The sequence below is a fragment of the Pseudomonas putida genome (genome assembly GCF_050989985.1).
GTDB classification, from domain to species: Bacteria; Pseudomonadota; Gammaproteobacteria; order Pseudomonadales; family Pseudomonadaceae; genus Aquipseudomonas; species Aquipseudomonas putida_AI.
The window spans coordinates 5,937,559-5,956,249 of record NZ_CP158815.1 but is presented as its reverse complement, the minus strand read 5'-3'; the positions used below and the strand labels follow the sequence as shown (position 1 = coordinate 5,956,249).

Sequence of the window (18,691 nt, the reverse complement as noted above, 5' to 3'; positions counted from 1 at the left end):
TATGGCGCCAAAAAGGAGAAAGCATGCTCGAGCTCACTGTGGAGCAGATATCCATGGGCCAGTCGGCTGTGGATAAGTCCGAAGCGTTGCAGCTGCTGGCCCGGCATCTGGTTGCCGATGGCTTGGTCGACGAGGGTTACCTCGCCGGCTTGCAGGCGCGCGAAGCCCAGGGCTCGACCTTTCTCGGTCAAGGTATTGCCATTCCCCACGGTACCCCGCAAACCCGCGATCAGGTGTTCACCACCGGCGTGCGCCTGATGCAGTTCCCCGAAGGGGTGGACTGGGGCGACGGACAGATCGTCTACCTGGCGATCGGTATTGCCGCCAAGTCCGACGAGCACCTGCGCCTGCTGCAATTGCTGACCCGTGCTCTGGGCGAGACGGATCTGGGCCAGGCCCTGCGCCGCGCCAGTTCTCCCGAGGCCCTGCTGAAGCTGCTGCAAGGTGCGCCGCAGGAGCTGGCGCTGGATGCGCAGATGATCGGCCTGGGCGTTGCCGCTGAGGATTTCGAAGAGCTGGTGTGGCGCGGTGCGCGTCTGTTGCGCCAGGCCGACTGCGTCAGCAACGGTTTCTCCGCCGTGCTGCAGCAGGTCGAAGCACTGCCATTGGGCGATGGCCTGTGGTGGTTGCACAGCGAGCAAACGGTCAGGCGCCCGGGCCTGGCCTTCGTCACCCCGGACAAGCCATTGCGCTACCTGGGGCAGCCGCTGAATGGACTGTTTTGCCTAGCCAGCCTGGGCGAGGCTCATCAGGCCTTGCTCGAACGCCTGTGTGCCTTGTTGATTGAAGGCCGCGGCCACGAATTGGGGCGCGCCACCAGCTGCCGCGCGGTGCTCGAAGTGCTCGGCGGCGAACTGCCCGCGGACTGGCCGAGCGCCCGTATCGCACTGGCCAACGCCCATGGCTTGCATGCGCGGCCGGCGAAGATCCTCGCGCAGTTGGCAAAGAGCTTTGAGGGTGAAATTCGCATCCGCATCGTCGATGGCCAGGACAGCGCCGTGTCGGTCAAGAGCCTGAGCAAGCTGCTCAGCCTCGGTGCCCGCCGTGGCCAGGTGCTGGAAATCATCGCCGAACCGAGCATCGCCGCCGATGCCTTGCCCGCGTTATTGGCCGCCATTGAAGAAGGCCTTGGCGAGGAAGTCGAACCGCTGCCGGCGCTCAGTCGACCGAGCGAAGAGGTGGCCGAGGTCACTGAAGTATTGCTCGCCCCGGCGTCCGGCAGCCTGATTCAGGCGATTGCCGCCGCACCGGGCATCGCCATTGGCCCGGCGCATATTCAGGTCCAGCAAGCCATCGATTACCCGCTGCGCGGTGGGTCCGCCGCCGTTGAACGCGAACGTCTCAAGCAAGCCTTACTGCAGGTGCGCGGCGATATTCAGGGCTTGATCGAGCGCAGCAAGGCCAAGGCGATTCGCGAGATTTTCATCACCCATCAGGAAATGCTCGACGACCCGGAATTGACCGATGAGGTCGACACCCGCCTCAAGCAGGGTGAAAGCGCGGAAGCGGCGTGGATGTCGGTGATCGAAGCCGCCGCCCGGCAACAGGAGTCCCTGCAGGACGCGTTGCTCGCCGAGCGCGCCGCCGACCTGCGCGATGTGGGTCGCCGGGTACTGGCGCAGTTGTGTGGCGTGCAGACCGCGAGCGAACCCGAGCAACCGTACATTCTGGTGATGGACGAAGTCGGCCCGTCCGACGTGGCGCGCCTTGATCCGGCCCGGGTCGCTGGCATTCTCACCGCCCGGGGTGGCGCCACCGCACACAGCGCCATCGTTGCCAGGGCGCTCGGTATTCCGGCCCTGGTCGGTGCCGGCGCGGCCGTGCTGTTGCTGGCGCCGGGCACTGCGTTACTGCTCGACGGGCAGCGCGGTCGGCTGCACGTGGACGCCGACGCGAGCACCTTGCAGCGTGCCATCGAAGAGCGCGACAACCGCGAGCAACGGCTCAAGGCTGCCGCCGAACAGCGCCACCAACCGGCAGTGACCACTGATGGGCATGCCGTCGAAGTAGTCGCCAACATCGGCGAAAGCGCCGCCGTCATTGGCGCGGTGGAGCAGGGCGCCGAAGGTATTGGCCTGCTGCGCACCGAACTGATCTTCATGGCCCACCCGCAAGCGCCGGACGAAGCCACCCAGGAAGCCGAATATCGCCGCGTGCTCGATGGCCTCGCGGGGCGGCCGCTGGTGGTGCGTACCCTCGATGTCGGTGGCGACAAACCCTTGCCCTATTGGCCGATCGCCAAGGAAGAAAACCCCTTCCTCGGCGTGCGTGGCATCCGCTTGACCCTGCAACGGCCGCAGATCATGGAAGCGCAGTTGCGCGCCTTGCTGCGGGCCGCCGACAACCGTCCGCTGCGCATCATGTTTCCCATGGTCGGCAGCGTCGACGAGTGGCGCCAGGCCCGGGACATGACCGAGCGCCTGCGTCGGGAAATTCCGGTGCAGGATCTGCAACTGGGGATCATGATCGAAGTGCCGTCGGCAGCACTGCTGGCGCCGGTGCTGGCCAAGGAAGTCGACTTCTTCAGCGTCGGCACCAACGACCTGACGCAATACACCCTGGCCATCGACCGTGGTCATCCGACCCTGTCGGCCCAGGCCGATGGCTTGCACCCGGCGGTGCTGCAACTGATCGACATCACTGTGCGCGCGGCCCATGCCCATGGCAAATGGGTGGGCGTGTGCGGCGAGCTGGCGGCCGACCCCCTGGCCGTGCCGGTGCTGGTCGGGCTGGGGGTGGATGAGTTGAGTGTGGGCGCGCGCAGCATCCCCGAGGTCAAGGCGCGGGTTCGCGAACTCAGCCTGAGCCAGGCAAAACACCTCGCCCAGGAGGCGCTCGCCGTGGGCAGTGCCAATGAAGTCCGTGCATTAGTGGAGGCCCTGTAATGGCCAGGATTCTGACCCTGACCCTCAACCCGGCGCTGGATCTGACGGTGCAGTTGCCGCGCCTGGAGCCTGGCCAGGTCAACCGCAGCGACGTCATGCACACCCACGCCGCCGGCAAAGGGGTGAACGTGGCGCAGGTGCTGGCGGACCTCGGGCATCAACTGACGGTCAGTGGTTTTCTCGGTGAAGACAACCTGCAAGCGTTCGAAACCCTGTTCGCCAAACGCGGTTTCACCGACGCGTTCATCCGCGTGCCCGGCGAGACTCGCAGCAACATCAAGCTGGCGGAAAGCGACGGCCGCATCACCGACCTCAACGGCCCGGGACCCCAGGTCAGCGCGGCGGCGCAGCAGGCCTTGCTTGATCATCTGGACCGGATTGCCCCGGGCCATGACGCGGTCGTCGTCGCCGGCAGCTTGCCCCAAGGCGTCAGCCCGCAGTGGTTGCAGGGCTTGATCCTGCGTTTGAAAAAACTCGGTTTGAAAGTCGCGCTCGATACCAGTGGCGAGGCGTTGGCAGCCGCACTCAAGGCCGCTCCGTGGCTGATCAAACCCAACACCGACGAGCTGGCCGAAGTGCTCGGCTGCGAAGTGGTATCGGTGCTGGCGGAGGCCGAGGCCGCCAGCCGTTTGCATGCACAAGGCATCGAGCACGTCGTGGTGTCCCACGGCGCCAAGGGCGTGAACTGGTTCAGCGTCGGTTCGGCGCTGCATGCCACGCCGCCCAAAGTCAGCGTCGCCAGCACGGTAGGTGCGGGTGATTCGCTCTTGGCGGGCATGCTCCACGGTTTGCTGACGGCCCACACCCCCGAGCAAACCTTGCGAACCGCCACGGCGATTGCCGCGATGGCGGTGACCCAGATTGGTTTCGGCATTGGCGATACGGCGCAACTGGCGCTGCTCGAACAGGGCGTGCGCGTGCATCCCCTGACAGAACAATAAGAGGGTTGGTCATGAAGTTAGCCATTGTTACTGCCTGCCCCAACGGCATGGTCACCAGTGTGCTGTGCGCGCGCCTGCTGGATGCGGCGGCCCAGCGCCAGGGCTGGATGACCTGTGTCGAAATCAGCGATGCAGCCCATCCCGAACGCCAGTTGTCGGCGGCCACTGTCGATGCAGCCGAGTGGGTATTGCTGGTGGCCAGCACCCCGGTGGACATGTCGCGATTCGTCGGCAAGCGCGTCTACCGCAGCACCCCGGCCCAGGCCTTGCAGGACGTGGAAGCGGTGCTGCGCCGTGGCGCCGAAGAGGCGACTGTCTATCGCGCACCAGAGGCCGCCGCTGAGCCAGCCGCCGTCGCCGCCAACGTGCCGCGTCTGGTCGCCGTCACTGCCTGTCCGACCGGTGTCGCCCACACCTTCATGGCGGCCGAGGCCCTGCAACAGGCGGCCAAGCGCCTGGGCTACGAGCTGCAAGTGGAAACCCAGGGCTCGGTCGGGGCGCGCAATCCGTTGAGTGCACAAGCGATTGCCGATGCCGACGTGGTGCTGTTGGCCGCGGACATCGAAGTGGCCACCGAGCGTTTCGCCGGCAAGAAAGTCTATCGCTGCGGTACCGGCATCGCCCTCAAGCAAGCCGAGGCAACCCTGAACAAGGCGCTGGCCGAAGGCGTGCAGGAAAGCGTATCGACCGGTGCGAAAGGACCGGTCAAGCAAGAGAAGACCGGGATCTACAAACACCTGCTGACCGGTGTCTCGTTCATGTTGCCGATGGTGGTGGCGGGCGGCCTGATGATTGCCCTGTCATTCGTGTTCGGCATCACCGCGTTCAAGGAACAAGGCACCCTTGCCGCAGCGCTGATGCAGATCGGCGGCGACACCGCGTTCAAGCTGATGGTGCCGCTGCTGGCCGGCTATATCGCGTATTCCATCGCTGACCGTCCGGGCCTGGCGCCGGGGATGATCGGCGGTCTGTTGGCGAGCACCCTGGGCGCCGGTTTTATCGGCGGGATCATTGCCGGCTTCATCGCCGGTTACGCGGCGCAGGCCATCAATCGCTATGCGCGGTTGCCGCAAAGCCTGGAGGCGTTGAAGCCGATCCTGATCATCCCGTTGCTGGCCAGTCTGTTCACCGGACTGGTGATGATCTACGTGGTCGGCAAGCCGGTGGCGGGGATGCTTGAAGGGCTAACGCACTTCCTCGACAGCATGGGCACCACCAACGCGATCCTGCTTGGCGTACTGCTGGGCGGCATGATGTGTGTCGACCTTGGCGGGCCGATCAACAAGGCTGCGTACGCGTTCTCGGTCGGGCTGCTGGCGTCGCAGAGTTATGCACCGATGGCGGCGACCATGGCCGCGGGCATGGTGCCACCGATCGGCCTGGGGATCGCCACCTTCATCGCGCGACGCAAGTTTGCCCAGACCGAACGCGAAGCGGGGAAAGCGGCGCTGGTACTGGGCTTGTGCTTCATCTCCGAAGGCGCGATTCCGTTCGCCGCCAAGGACCCGCTTCGGGTGATTCCGGCGAGCATTGCCGGTGGCGCGCTGACTGGTGCGATGTCGATGTACTTCGGCTGCAAGTTGATGGCGCCCCACGGAGGCCTGTTCGTACTGGCGATCCCGAATGCGATCAACCATGCACTGCTTTATTTGCTGGCGATTGTGGCGGGGAGCTTGTTGACGGCGGTGGTGTATGCGCTGGTCAAGCGGCCGGAAGTTGTAGAGTTGGCAGTAGAGCCCGTCAGCGCCTGACGCCGATCCCCTGTAGGAGCGAGCCTGCTCGCGATAGCGCCCTGTCATTGAAATGGTCTTAGACTGACACGACGCTATCGCGAGCAGGCTCGCTCCCACAGGGATCGCGTTCTCACGCGGGCACTTCAGTTTTCCTTTCTCAGGGAGAACACCATGAGCGAGTTCGACCTCGGTCGCCGTCGTGTCATTCAGGCGGTAGGCGCCGGGCTGCTGCTACCTGGGCTGGCGCCGGCAGTGATCGCTTCGGTCAAGGATCGCCCACAGCTCACCGATGGCGTGCAGTCCGGTGATTTGCTCGGCGACCGCGCGATCATCTGGAGCCGCTGCGATCGTCCGGCGCGGATGGTGGTGGAGTGGGACACCCGCAGCCTGTTTCCCAACCCCCGCCGATTCGTTTCGCCCCTGGCCGATGCCCAAACTGACTTCACCGCTCGGGTCGAACTGACCGGCCTGCCCGCCGACCAGGCGATTTTCTATCGTGTCCAGTTTGAAGATGCCCAAAGCGGGGTCGCCAGCGAGCCCTGGTTCGGTCATCTGCGCAGCGTGCCCCAGACTCGCCGCGACATCCGTTTCGTCTGGAGTGGCGACACCGCTGGCCAGGGGTTCGGCATCAACCCGGACATCGGCGGCATGCGCATCTACGAAGCCATGCGCCTGCGCCTGCCGGATTTTTTTATCCACAGCGGTGACACCATCTACGCCGACAACCCCATACCAGCGCAGCTGGTCACCGAGGGTGGCCGGGTGTGGCGCAACATCACCACCGAGGCCAAGAGCAAAGTCGCCGAAACCCTGGATGATTACCGGGGCAATTACCGCTACAACCTGATGGACGAAAACATCCGTCGTTTCAACGCCGAAGTGCCGCAGATCTGGCAATGGGACGATCACGAGGTGGTGAACAACTGGTCCCCGGGTAAACGACTGGATGCGCGTTACGCGAACAAAGATATCCACAGCCTGGTGGGCCGCGCGCGTCAGGCCTGGCTCGAATACGCACCGATGCGCTGGCAGGACGCCGACGGCGGGGGACGGATTTATCGTCAGCTCAGCTACGGGCCGATGCTCGATCTCTTCGTGCTCGACATGCGCAGTTATCGCGGCGCCAATGACGACAACCTGGGCGAGGCCAAGCCCTTCCTCGGGCGTGAACAACTGGATTGGCTGAAGGCTTCGCTCAAAGCCTCCGGGGCCCAATGGAAAGTGATCGCCGCGGACATGTCGATCGGGCTCGGGGCACCGGATGGCGAGGTCAGCCCCGGTGTCACGCGCTGGGAAGCAGTGGCCAATGGCGACCCGGGGCCGGCGCAGGGACGTGAGCTGGAAATCGCCGAGTTGCTGGGGTTTCTGCGGGCGCAGCAGGTGCGCAATTTCGTGTTCCTGACGGCGGATGTGCATTACTGCGCCGCGCATCATTACCACCCGGACCGTGCCGCGTTTCAGGATTTCGAACCGTTTTGGGAGTTTGTTGCCGGTCCCTTGAATGCAGGGAGCTTCGGCCCCGATCAGTTGGACAAAACCTTCGGCCCGCAAGCGGTGTTCCAGAAAACTTCGCCCGCCCTGAATGCTTCGCCGTTTGCCGGGTTTCAGTTTTTTGGTGAGGTGAACATAGATGGGCAGAGCGGGGAGTTGAGCGTGGTGTTGCGGGATCTGGATGGAATCAGCGTGTTTGAGCGGACATTGGAAGTGGTCTGACGGATCAGCATCTGGGGCTTGTGGGGGGGAGTACCTTTTTCTCAATAAAGTATTTAAGAAATAAAAGTGTTCTCTCAGTGTGCATTGGCATGCTGTCGGAAGAAGGAAGTAAAACTTCGAATTGATTGAGATGAAGTTCATGTTGTTTGTGATAGGTATTTTTTATGGCTTCCATTTATGGTTGTGCCTCAATCCAACCGAGTAATCAATGATGAAGTTGATAGTGGAATATCAAAAAAACCTATGGAAGATAATGGCTTCGTTGATCTTTTCTGTGCTCTTTCTTGCAACCTGTAAAAACGTCTATGCCAGTGAAGCCAACGCCGGGTTGTGCAACGGTGCGTGGGGGATGGTCGGGGGTTATTACTGCAATCTAAACCCGATTGGCGGAGGGGGTGTCCTGTGTGTTTTTTTTGGAAAAGACAATGATCGAAACGGGGTCTACCGAAGTGGCACCAGCGACCAATGTATAGTCGATGAGGCGGGGCGTCAGAGGGGGATCGACTGTAATGAAATGTGTCGCCTGAACAACAACTGCTCTAGAGTTACATGCCCCGTAAGCAAGCAACTCGACGAAATAAGTGCACGACTCGATACATTAGGCCGAGCGACAGACGAAAAATTAATCAAGTCGCCTTGAGATTGATTCCCCTGTCATGATTTGAATTAGATCGTTCCCATAATTGGGAACGATCTTTCATCAATATTCAGGTTTATCAGTAAACGTCGCGGCGATAACGGCCCTGTTCGATCAGACGTTCCACCTCGACGGCACCGAGTACATCGTTGAGTACTTGATCAACCCCAGCCGCCATCCCTTGCAAGCTGCCGCAGATGTAGATCACGGCACCGTCCGCCAGCCATTTCTTCAGTTCATCGGCGGATTCGCGCAGGCGATCCTGCACGTAGATCTTCTCGACCTGATCCCGGGAAAAGGCCAGGTCCAGGCGCAACAGATCGCCGGAGATCAACCACTCTTGCAGTTCGTCGCGACACAGATAGTCGTGTTCCCGATTACGCTCGCCGAACAACAGCCAGTGGCATTGCTGGCCGTCGGCGATCCGCGCCTTGAGCAGGCTGCGCAGCCCGGCCAACCCCGTACCGTTGCCGAGCAGGATCATCGGCACCGGCTCGTTCGGCAGGTGGAAACCGCTGTTGCGTCGAACCCGCAGACTGATGCTGCTACCCACCGGCGCGTGTTCGGTGAGCCAGCCGGAGCCGACGCCCAGGCTGCCATCGGCGCGCAGTTCCTGACGCACGATCAATTCGAGAATGCCATCGGCCGCAATCGAAGCGATGGAGTATTCGCGCATGGCCAGCGGCACCAGAGCATCCACCAACGCCTGGGCGTGCAGGCCGACCAGGTGGCTGCGGTTCTCGGGCAACTGTCGGCTGGCGAGGGCTTGCTCCAGCGGTTGCGACAAGCCGTCGAGCGTGATGGTCGCGCGACCGTCGATGCCCAGCCCTTCGAGGAAATGCTCGATGGCCCATGGGCAATTGCGCGGCAGCACTTCCACCAGATCACCGGCCAGCCAGCTGCTGGTGCTCGGCGCGGTGAGGCCCAACAGGTACACCGGCGCACCGGAGCTGTCGGGGTTGAGCAATTCGCGGCGGCTCAGGGTCCAGTTGTCGTAGCTGGGCGCTTGCCAGGTGTCCACCGGTGCCTGGCCGGTCAACAGCCCCAGTTGCTGCTGCCAGTGGCGCAGGGCGTAAGGGTCGCCACTGTCGACTTCCACCGGGGCGAACAGCGTCTTGCCGCCGTGTTCGCCCAGCCAGCTGTGCAGGCGTCGGGCGAAACCGCAGAAGTGTTGGTACTGACGGTCACCGAGGCCCAATACCGCATAGTTCAGGCTGTCCAGGCTCAACGCCCGACCCAGTACCTTGCGCTCGAAACCACTGGCGCTGTCCGGCGCTTCGCCGTCGCCGAAGGTGCTGACCACGAACAACGCGTTGCTCGAATCCCGCAGGTCCTGTTCGCTGACGCTCGCCAGTGGCTGCACCTTCACCGGCAGCCCGGCGGCCTGCAACTGGCCGGCGGTCTGCCACGCCAGTTGCTCGGCAAAGCCGCTCTGGCTGGCGAAGCTGATCAGCCAGGCCGGGGTGTCGCTGCCTGGTTGGGCCAGGCCTTTGCGCGCATCCTTGATCTGGCTTTTTTTGCGTCGACGGTCCAGGTACAGCAGCCAGCCGGTGACGAAAAACAGCGGCATGCTCAGGGCGGTGAGGGTCAGGATGATGCGTCCGCCGATGCCGAAATAACTGCCGGTGTGCAGCGCGTAGACGCTGGTCAGCAACTGCGCCTTGAAGCTTTTGTCGCTGTAGCGGTCGTGGCGTTTGATCTCGCCGGTGACCGGGTCGAGTGTGATCTGGTTCAGGGCGCGGTCGTGGGGTGAGTCTTTCAACAGATAAAAGACAGTCGCCGGTTGTCCGGCCACGGGTGGCATACGGGTGTTGTAGAAACTCAGGTCGGGGCCCGCCGCACTGTAGATGCTGCTCCACATGGCCGAGTAATTGGCAGTTGGCGCGGGGCCCTCGGGTGCTGGACCACGACCGCCGCGAACGCGTTCGTTTTGCGGTGAGTCGGAGAGCAGGCGGTTCACGCCCTTGTTGTACCACTCGTAGGACCAGGTCAAGCCGGTCAACGCCGCCAGGAGGTAGAACACCAGGCACCAGGTCCCTGCGACGGAGTGCAGGTCCCAATTGAAGCTGCGACCCTTTTTCTTCCAGTCGAGGGTCAGCCAGGCGCGCCAGCTGGCCCACTGACGGGGCCAGCGCAGGTACAGGCCCGAGAGGCAGAAGAACACCAGGATCAGCGTGCAGGCACCGGTGATCTGCCGGCCGGTGTCACCCATGGCGAGGAAGCGGTGCAGTTGCAGCATCAGCCCGAAGAATTGCTGGCCGGTGGCGTCGCCCAGCAGCTCGCCGGTATAGGGATCGAAGAAACGCATGGGGCCGCGACGCTCACCCGGCGCCGGAGTGAAGAAGGCGCGGGCGGCAATGTCGCTGTCGATGTCCACCGAGAGTATCGCTACTTTCAGGCCGGTGGCCGCTTCGACTTTTTCCACCAGCTCGGCGGGTGGCAGCACACCGGCGACCTGCTTCTGTACCTGCAGTACAGAAGGGTTCATGGCGTACAGAATTTCATCCTGAAACGACACCGTCGCCCCGGTAATGCCCATCAGGGCCAGGACGAGACCTGCGCTGATGCCAAAAAACCAGTGCAACTGGAACAGGGTTTTCTTCAACACGTCGCTCGCCTTGTTCATTCGAAGATAGTCATCACGGCGCGCATTATGATGCCGTGGGTTGTCGAGAAACATTCTTTTTTACACACGAAAACCCCGTTCACTTGGGTGAGCGGGGCATCTGCTTTTGCGCTTTCCTGTAGGAGCGAGCCTGCTCGCGATGAACTGGAGAACGACGCGGGGTGTCAGGTTGACCTCGTTATCGTTCACGACCATCGCGAGCAGGCTCGCTCCTACAGAGGTTGCGTGTTCACATTTCCATCAGAAGTGGAAGTTGGTGCTCAGCAGCGCCGTACGGCCCGCCGCCTGGTTGGCGAAGTGGGTCGAGAACGCCTTGTCGTAGTAGGTTTCGTCGGTCAGGTTCTGCACGTTCAGTTGCAGGTCGATGTTTTTGGTCAGCTTGTAGGCGGCCATCGCATCGTAGCGAACGTAGGAGTCGACCATGGTGGTGTTCGCAACGCTGCCGAACACGTCGTCGACGTAGAACGCACCGCCACCGATCGTCAGCTTCGGCGTGACCTGATAGGTCGTCCACAGGCTGGCGCTGTTTTTCGGCGTGTTAGGCAGTTCGTTGCCGTCGTTGGCCTTGTTGGCCGCCAGTGGACCGCCGTCGATCTGCTCGCTGTCCATGTAGGCGTAGCCGGCGAAGACTTGCCATTTGTCGGTCAGCTTGCCGGTGGCCGACAGTTCGAAACCTTGCACGCGGGTCTTGCCGACGTTTTCGTACGAGGTGGTGTTGGTCTGCACACGGGCGTTTTCTTTTTCGGTGCGGAAGATGTCGGCGGTCAGCGACAGACGATCATTCATCAAGTCCCACTTGGTACCGATTTCGTAGTTCTTGGTGGTTTCCGGCTCCATGTCGCTGCTCAGCAGGTTGCCGTTGCGATCCGGAGTGCCGCCCAGCGGGTTGCCGTCCATGCCTTCGCCAAGGGTCGCACCCGGTGGCGTGGCGGAGGTGGCGTAGGACGCATAGATGCTGCCGTTTTCCGCCGGCTTGTAGACCACGCCGAACTGACCGGTGACGAACTCGCTGACGTCATCGCCCTTGTTCGTGGTGGCTCCAGCGGCGGTGTAGGTCTTGTAGTCGGTGTCGAAATGGTCGTAGCGCAGGCCCATGTTCACCAGCCACTGCTCGTTCAACTCCAGGGTGTCGAACACGTACAGCGCGTAGGTGTTGGCCTTGGTGTCGGTGCCGGCGTAGTTGCGCGAGATCGCGCCGTTCCACGGGTCGTTCGGGTTCGGGTTGGACAGCGAGGTGCAGTTGTAGCCGCTTGGCGCGCCGATCAGGGCCGGCGAGCAGTTGGTGGTCGCGGCCGCAGTGCCTGGGGTGGTGTCGGTGTTGACGTTGTACGAGGACTTCTTGCTTTCCTCGCGGCTCAACTCGATACCGGTGGCGAAGCTGTTCTTGAAGCCGGCGATGTACACATCACCAAACAGGTCGGTCTGGTTGGTGGTGGTCTCGGTGTTGCTGACGCGGGTATTCGCCCGGCGCCAGACGCTGCCGTTGTTGACGTTGCCCTTGCTGTCGTCCGGCTGGGTCAGGATGTAGTCCTGCATGCTGGTGCCGTGGCGCAGGGTGTTCTTGACGGTCAGCGCGTCGCTCAGGTCGTGCTCCACGGAGATGGTCGCGGTGTCGGTACGGCCCTTGCGGAAATCGCGGTCATTCAGGCCATAGAAATTGCTGCTGTTGCCACCGTCGTCCGGCTTGTCCGGATTGGCCTTGGTACGGGCAGCCGAGCCTGCGGTCGGGATCGAATATGGAATGCCCGAGTCCGGCAAGTCGTTACTTTCCAGATGGTAGTAGTCGAGGTTCACGCGGGTGTCGGTGCCCAGGCCGAAGGCCAAGGAAGGTGCGACGCCCCAGCGGTCGTAATTGACGCTCTGCCGGCCGGCGACGTTGCTTTCGTGGCTCATCAGGTTCAGACGGCCGGCGGCGGTGTCGGAGAACTGATAGTTGCCGTCCAGGGTGTAACGCTGGGTCTGGTCCGAACCCCAGGTGAAGCCACCGTCGAACGAGTTGCCCAGGTGCGCCTTCTTGCTCACCAGGTTGATGCTGCCGCCTGCCGCGCCACGGCCGCCGATGGCCGAGTTCGGGCCCTTGCTGACTTCGATCGATTCGACGGCGAAGATTTCGCGGCTCTGCGAACCGGTATCGCGTACGCCATCCAGGTAGGTGTCACCCTGGGCATCGAAGCCGCGAATGAACGGACGGTCGCCCTGTGGGTTGCCGCCTTCACCGGCACCGAAGGTGATGCCTGGCACGGTGCGCAGTGCGTCCTGCATGTTCAGGGCGCCGGTGTCTTTGAGAACTTGTTGCGGGATGACCGTGATCGAACGAGGGGTGTCGACCAGCGGTGCGGTGTACTTGGGCGAAGAGGCTTTCTCGACGTTGTAGGAGGTCTCGTCCTGGGCCTCGCCGGTGATCGCGGTAGCACCCAGCGAAATGGTGTTGCTCGGTGCTTTCTCGTCGGTTTTTTCAGCAGCGAAGACCATGTGGCCCGCAGAACCGGCAGTGATGGCCACGCCAATTGCAGAAGCGAGCAGGCGTGGTGAGCTGACCGGTAGTTGTGGGTATTGCCGTGACATTTTTATTCCCCTTCCCCAAGGATTTGAGGCGGCGGAATATAGGGTAGACGCGTCTTTGTATCAATTGCGAAACGTTACTATTTGCATCGAATTTACATTCTTTACAATTTGCCCTTACGGTTTTTACTGTTTCGTTCGTCTATCGGGTTTTACACAGGCAATAAGAATCAATACCATTGGCACCCCTTGGTTCTCTGGTGTCCTTTGCATGTTGTTGCACATTCCCGGCTTGTTCGACAAAGAAGAAGTGCAGCGCATTCGCGAGGCTCTGGAACAGGCCGATTGGGCCGATGGCAAAATCACTGCCGGCCACCAGTCGGCCAAGGCCAAGCACAATCTCCAGCTGCCGGAAGGGCATCCGCTGGCCAAGGAAATCGGCGCGGCGATGTTGGAACGCCTGTGGAGAAATCCGCAGTTCATGTCAGCGGCGCTGCCGCACAAGGTCTTTCCACCGTTGGTGAACTGTTACACGGCCGGTGGCAGTTTCGACTTCCACATCGACAATGCCGTGCGCCAGCCCAAGGGCAGCATCGAACGGGTGCGCACCGATCTGTCGGCCACGCTGTTCTTCAGCGAGCCGCAGGATTACGACGGCGGCGAACTGGAAATCCAGGACACCTACGGCACCCAACGCGTGAAGCTGCCCGCCGGCGACATGGTGCTGTACCCCGGCACCAGCCTGCACAAGGTCAATCCCGTGACCCGTGGCGCCCGCTATGCCTCGTTCTTCTGGACCCAGAGCCTGGTGCGTGAAGACAGCCAGCGCGCCCTGTTGTTCGAGATGGACGGCGCGATCCGCCAGTTGACCCAGGATGTCCCGGACCACCCCTCGCTGATCCGCCTGACCGGCACCTATCACAACCTGCTGCGCCGTTGGGTTGAGGTATGAGCTTTCAATTGCGCCGCGAAGAGGAGCTCGACGGCGAACGTCTCAAGGCCATGCTCGATGAAAGCCCGGCCCGTGCGGCCCAGGCGATTCTGATGGCGGCCCGGGAAGGGCTCGTCGATGCCCAGGCGCTGCTCGGGCAGATTCTGCTGGACGGACGAGGTATCGCGCAGGATCAGCCACTGGCGCTGCGCTGGTTCGACATCGCCGCCCGCCAGGGGCACCTGATGGCGCGCAATATGCTCGGGCGCTGTCACGAGCATGGTTGGGGGTGTTCAGCCGACGCTTCGGTTGCTGCGCAGCATTATCGGGTTGCGGCAGAAGCCGGGCTGGACTGGGCGATGTACAACTTCGCCAATCTGCTGGCGACCGGACGTGGCGTGCGTGAAGACCAGGTGCAGGCGCTGGATCTGTATCGTCGCGCCGCTGAACTGGGACATGCGAAATCGATGAACCTGCTGGGGCGGTACCTGGAAGAAGGGCGTGTTTGCCCTGCGGATGCGAAAGCGGCACGCGACTGGTATCGACGTTCGGCAGTCGGCGGAGATTTTCGCGGGCAGTTCAGTTATGCCGCGGTGCTGGCGGATGAAGGCCAGATCGATGAAGCGCTGGTCTGGTTGCGCAAGGCGCTGGTCGGCGGGAATGTGAATTTTCTGCGGGTGGCGAGTAAAGCGTTGCTCAGCGCAACCGATCCGGAAATTCGCGCCTTGGCGCCTGATTACGCCCAGCGACAAGCCGAACTCGAGCAGCAACTCAACCCCCTGTAGGAGCGAGCATGCTCGCGAAAAACGTGAGAACGCCGCGGGGGACCAGGTTTCCCGCGTTATCGTTTACGTCCATCGCGAGCGTGCTCGCTCCTACAGGGGAATGCGTTTTATCCATGCACAAAAAAGCCCATGACATGTCATGGGCTTTTTGTTTTCTGCGTGTAGCGCTTACACGTAGAAAGATTTCAGCGGCGGGAAGCCGTTGAATTCAACAGCGCTGTAGCTGGTGGTGTAGGCACCGGTCGACAGCCAGTACAGGCGGTCACCGATGGCCAGGTTCAGCGGCAGGCCGTACTTGTAGTTTTCGTACATGATGTCGGCGCTGTCGCAGGTCGGGCCGGCGATCACGACTTCTTCCACTTCGCCTTTCTTTTCGGTCCAGATCGGGAACTTGATGGCTTCGTCCATGGTTTCGATCAGGCCGGAGAATTTGCCCACGTCGGTGTATACCCAGCGCTCGACGGCGGTGCGGGATTTACGAGCGACCAGTACCACTTCGCTGACCAGGATGCCGGCGTTGGCGATCAACGAGCGACCTGGCTCCAGGATGATTTCCGGCAGATCGTCACCGAAGTCTTCCTTGAGGAAGCGGATGATTTCTTCGGCGTAGGTTTCCAGGCTGTTGGTACGGGTGATGTAGTTGGCCGGGAAGCCGCCACCCATGTTGATCAGTTTCAGTTCGATGCCGTCTTCTTCTTTCAGGCGTTCGAAGATCACTTTGACCTTGGCGATCGCTGCGTCCCAGACACTGATGTCACGCTGTTGCGAGCCAACGTGGAACGAAACGCCGTAAGGCACCAGGCCCAGGTCACGAGCCAGGATCAGCAGGTCCATGGCCATGTCGGTCTGGCAGCCGAATTTGCGCGACAGCGGTCAGTCGGCGGTGGTCGAGCCTTCGGTCAGGATGCGCACGTAGACTTTCGAGCCCGGCGCGGCCTTGGCGATGTTGCGCAGGTCGGCTTCGGAGTCGGTGGCATACAGGCGCACGCCCTTCTCGTAGAAGTAGCGGATGTCCTTGGATTTCTTGATGGTGTTGCCGTAGCTGATCTGGTCGGCGCTGACGCCGCGGCTCAGCACTTTGTCCAGCTCATAGATAGAGGCGATGTCGAAGCTCGAGCCTTTTTCCTTGAGCAGGTCGATGATTTCCACGGCCGGGTTGGCCTTGACCGCGTAGTAGACCTTGGCGAATTCGAAACCGGCGCGCAGGTCGTCATAGGCCTGACTGATCATGCCGGTGTCGATCAATACGAACGGGGTTTCTTGCTTGTCGGCGAACGCCTTCATTTTCTGAAAGGTTTCACGCGCGAAATAGTCTTCGACCTGGATCGACATGCTGGGAACTCCTACTGGCAAACTAAAATTATCAATGGGTGCAAATGAACGTCCTCCGTATCCCCACTTTGGTTCGCCTACTTCCCAAGGCATGTCGCCGAAAGCAAAAAGGCCATGGGTCGCAGCCCTTGGCCTTGCTGTCTCGTCGTCAGTACTTGAGCCGGATGGATCGTTTCCAGCATGGACGTTCGGCGCGAACTTTAGGGCGTGAGGGGCTCGAGATCAACAAAAAATGTCGCGTTTTTGCACTTGTCTGACGCACGTTGCCGCCAGCTCTCCTTGTACTCGACACAGATGACAGGCGGATGTTCCCGGTGAATTGTGAAGTGTTAAAAATACCTGCACGTTCGACGCTTTTGCCTGCCAACTCAAAGATAACTGCGATGGCGTCAACATCGGCGACGTTGGCGGCCAAAAGGTCGGTTGAGCGCAGTTTTGACTGTTTCGGCAGACCTTTTTGGAGGCCGCTTGACGAGACAGGTGTTGATATTTTTTTCCGGCTTCCAGCGCGTGCAAATTTTGTGGGAGCGAGCCTGCTCGCGAAGACTTTTTCACGGTCAGCATCGTCGTTGACTGGCATTGCGCTTTGGCGAGCAGGCTCGCTCCCACGGGTTTTGCCTTTTTATTCAACTACTGCCTCGGCCGGCAACACGATGCCGGTCTTCATCCCCCGCGGAGGTCCAGAGCTTAGATAGGCCGCAATTCTTTGAGCAGGTCGATGATTTCCACGGCCGGGTTGGCCTTGACCGCGTAGTAGACCTTGGCGAATTCGAAACCGGCGCGCAGGTCGTCGTAGGCCTGACTGATCATGCCGGTATCGATCAATACGAACGGGGTTTCTCGCTTGTCGGCGAACGCCTTCATTTTCTGAAAGGTTTCGCGCACGAAATAGTCTTCGACCTGGATCGACATGCTGGGAGCTCCTACTGGCAAACTGAAATTATCAATAGGTGCAAATGGACGTTCTCCGTATCCCCACTTTGGTTCGCCTACTTCCCAAGGCATGTCGCCGAAAGCAAAAAGGCCATGGGGCTTTCCCTTGGCCTTGATGTCTCGTCGTCAGTACTTGAGCCGGATGGATCGTTTCCAGCATGGACGTTCGGCGCGAACTTTAGGGCGTGAGGGTCTCGAGATCAAAAAAATGTCGCGCTGCGGTCCCTGACAGGTACTGATGTAACCGACTTTTGTGACCGATTTTCGTGCATTGGTTATGCCGAAATGTTCTTTTTAGATGGGATCAACCTGTCATATCTGACAGGTCACAAAAAAAGGGAGTGGGATTAGATTGGGATACCTTTGAATCACTGAGTCCTTCGTTATGGAAAGCTATCTCGACAAGTTGAAACCGATTGAAAATTTGACCGACCCTACCCGTCCAGACGATGGGCCGCACGTAAGTGCGGTGTTCGCGGAGTCCTCGGCAGAACTAATTTATTTTGAACAGAGAATCGCTGTAGGTACCGATTATGCCGGTATTTATTGGTGTGGTAGTAACTTCGCGCTCGGGAGGTGGGGAGGTTATGCAGGGTTGCAAACAAACGGCGGAGCTATAATTGGAGGGAATCCATATTTTAATAATAATATATGTTCAGTGTGGGGTGTGGGTGGTGTTAATCCCGGGTTAGAGTATAGGTCTCCAAAATTGTTTAGTAATATTTTTACGGGGGAGGGGGTGGGACGGCATACATCAGATCCAATGCCTTGGGTGCCTGGTAAGACATATGCTACCGCGATACGTAGATGGTATAAGCCAGGAGAAAACTTAACGCGAATGGCTACGTTCATATACTCCTTTGATGATCTTAAGTGGACGCACTATTCCACGATGACTATCCCTGAACGGGATGTTTCCTTCCAGGGGAAAACAACCGCAGGATTTCTTGAACGATTTGGAGGGAGTGCCTCGCGTTATCAGGGAATTTGGGGGGCGCAATTTCGAATGAATCAAAATGGTACGTGGCAAGTGCCGCAGTATTACGAGGGGGCAGCGGGAGGTAACAGACCTTGGACGTGGGATATCCTTCCTCACGGTGATGGGAAATGGGGGGAGGTATTGGTCGTATGTGGTGGACAGAACTCCAATACTGAAAATTACAAAAAAGTTTATGTTCGCCCTTCGTACGATAAGCCACGTCCGCTTAGTTTAAGAATAGCAGTCATGACGATGGTTGCTACATATCAAAATGGCAGAGTTAAAGTTGATTGGACGATCGATGATGAGCTTACACCGCAATTAAGCTACGAGTTGAAATTGCGCACTAGTAGCGCCACTGGTCCCGTTTTGGTAACGGTTTCTGATAGTGTGCCAGAGCGACGTTCTGCCACGTTTGATAAGAGTCTGTCACCGGGAACTTATTACGTGAGTCTTGAACTTCATGATATTTTTAATCAGAAGTCAAATTATGGTTACACCAGTTTTGTGGTTTGAGGGCTGTATATTGAAAAGTTGATGTTAGTGAGTGTCATGGTTACGCTGTCGGTTGGTGGTTGTATTGAGAAGTTTCGTTTGTAAACAGAGGCGTAGTTTTTCTGGCTCTGTGCTTCACGACAGCAACATTGGCAGTTAAGGAACATGGTTTGTATTGGATGTCGCCGCTGGAAAGTCT

At 60.2% G+C, this 18,691-nt stretch carries 10 protein-coding genes and 2 pseudogenes; 7 read left to right on the top strand and 5 right to left on the bottom strand.

The features are described from left to right. Positions 1 to 23: 23 nt before the first annotated feature. The 4 genes from ptsP (at position 24) to ABTV29_RS27245 (ending at position 7,272) form a co-directional block, all read left to right on the top strand. The gene (gene ptsP / locus ABTV29_RS27260) at positions 24 to 2,885 is read left to right on the top strand and encodes a phosphoenolpyruvate--protein phosphotransferase (protein WP_433767657.1); all 2,862 of its coding nucleotides are present in this window, start codon (positions 24 to 26) and stop codon (positions 2,883 to 2,885) included. Further along, positions 2,885 to 3,826, top strand: a complete 942-nt coding sequence (gene pfkB / locus ABTV29_RS27255; protein ID WP_433767656.1) for a 1-phosphofructokinase — start codon at positions 2,885 to 2,887, stop codon at positions 3,824 to 3,826. The genes ptsP and pfkB overlap by 1 nt, the downstream gene beginning before the upstream one ends. Before the next feature lie 11 nt (positions 3,827 to 3,837). After that, positions 3,838 to 5,577 (top strand): PTS fructose-like transporter subunit IIB, encoded by a 1,740-nt coding sequence (locus tag ABTV29_RS27250; protein ID WP_433767655.1) that lies wholly within the window; start codon positions 3,838 to 3,840, stop codon positions 5,575 to 5,577. A gap of 153 nt (positions 5,578 to 5,730) precedes the next feature. Continuing rightward, the gene (locus ABTV29_RS27245; RefSeq protein ID WP_433767654.1) at positions 5,731 to 7,272 is read left to right on the top strand and encodes an alkaline phosphatase D family protein; all 1,542 of its coding nucleotides are present in this window, start codon (positions 5,731 to 5,733) and stop codon (positions 7,270 to 7,272) included. A gap of 716 nt (positions 7,273 to 7,988) precedes the next feature. Here ABTV29_RS27245 and ABTV29_RS27240 read toward each other — a convergent pair. Continuing rightward, positions 7,989 to 10,517, bottom strand: a complete 2,529-nt coding sequence (locus ABTV29_RS27240) for a PepSY domain-containing protein (RefSeq protein WP_433772038.1) — start codon at positions 10,515 to 10,517, stop codon at positions 7,989 to 7,991. A gap of 258 nt (positions 10,518 to 10,775) precedes the next feature. Beyond that, positions 10,776 to 13,100 carry a TonB-dependent receptor gene (locus ABTV29_RS27235; protein ID WP_433767653.1) on the bottom strand — a complete coding sequence of 775 codons (2,325 nt, stop codon included), beginning with the start codon at positions 13,098 to 13,100 and terminating at the stop codon, positions 10,776 to 10,778. Between the two features lie 208 nt (positions 13,101 to 13,308). Here ABTV29_RS27235 and ABTV29_RS27230 point away from each other — a divergent pair, with 208 nt between their 5' ends. Together ABTV29_RS27230 and ABTV29_RS27225 are read left to right on the top strand one after the other, a co-directional pair. Then, a complete protein-coding gene (locus ABTV29_RS27230) occupies positions 13,309 to 13,989 on the top strand; it encodes a Fe2+-dependent dioxygenase (protein WP_433767652.1) in 681 nt (226 codons plus the stop codon). After that, entirely contained in the window at positions 13,986 to 14,753 is a 768-nt protein-coding gene (locus ABTV29_RS27225; RefSeq protein WP_433767651.1) for a tetratricopeptide repeat protein, read from the top strand. Before ABTV29_RS27230 ends, ABTV29_RS27225 begins: the two co-directional genes overlap by 4 nt. A 168-nt stretch (positions 14,754 to 14,921) precedes the next feature. Here ABTV29_RS27225 and ABTV29_RS27220 read toward each other — a convergent pair. From ABTV29_RS27220 to ABTV29_RS27210, 3 genes and pseudogenes are all read right to left on the bottom strand, one after another. Then, positions 14,922 to 16,085, bottom strand: a pseudogene (locus ABTV29_RS27220) (type III PLP-dependent enzyme). A gap of 148 nt (positions 16,086 to 16,233) precedes the next feature. Further along, positions 16,234 to 16,665 (bottom strand): hypothetical protein, encoded by a 432-nt coding sequence (locus ABTV29_RS27215; RefSeq protein WP_433767650.1) that lies wholly within the window; start codon positions 16,663 to 16,665, stop codon positions 16,234 to 16,236. 122 nt (positions 16,666 to 16,787) lie between these two features. Continuing rightward, a pseudogene (locus tag ABTV29_RS27210) lies at positions 16,788 to 16,997 on the bottom strand (type III PLP-dependent enzyme); the annotation flags it as partial. A gap of 406 nt (positions 16,998 to 17,403) precedes the next feature. Here ABTV29_RS27210 and ABTV29_RS27205 point away from each other — a divergent pair. Continuing rightward, positions 17,404 to 18,513, top strand: coding sequence for a DUF3472 domain-containing protein (locus tag ABTV29_RS27205; RefSeq protein WP_433767649.1), 1,110 nt, complete (start codon positions 17,404 to 17,406; stop codon positions 18,511 to 18,513). Positions 18,514 to 18,691 lie beyond the last annotated feature (178 nt).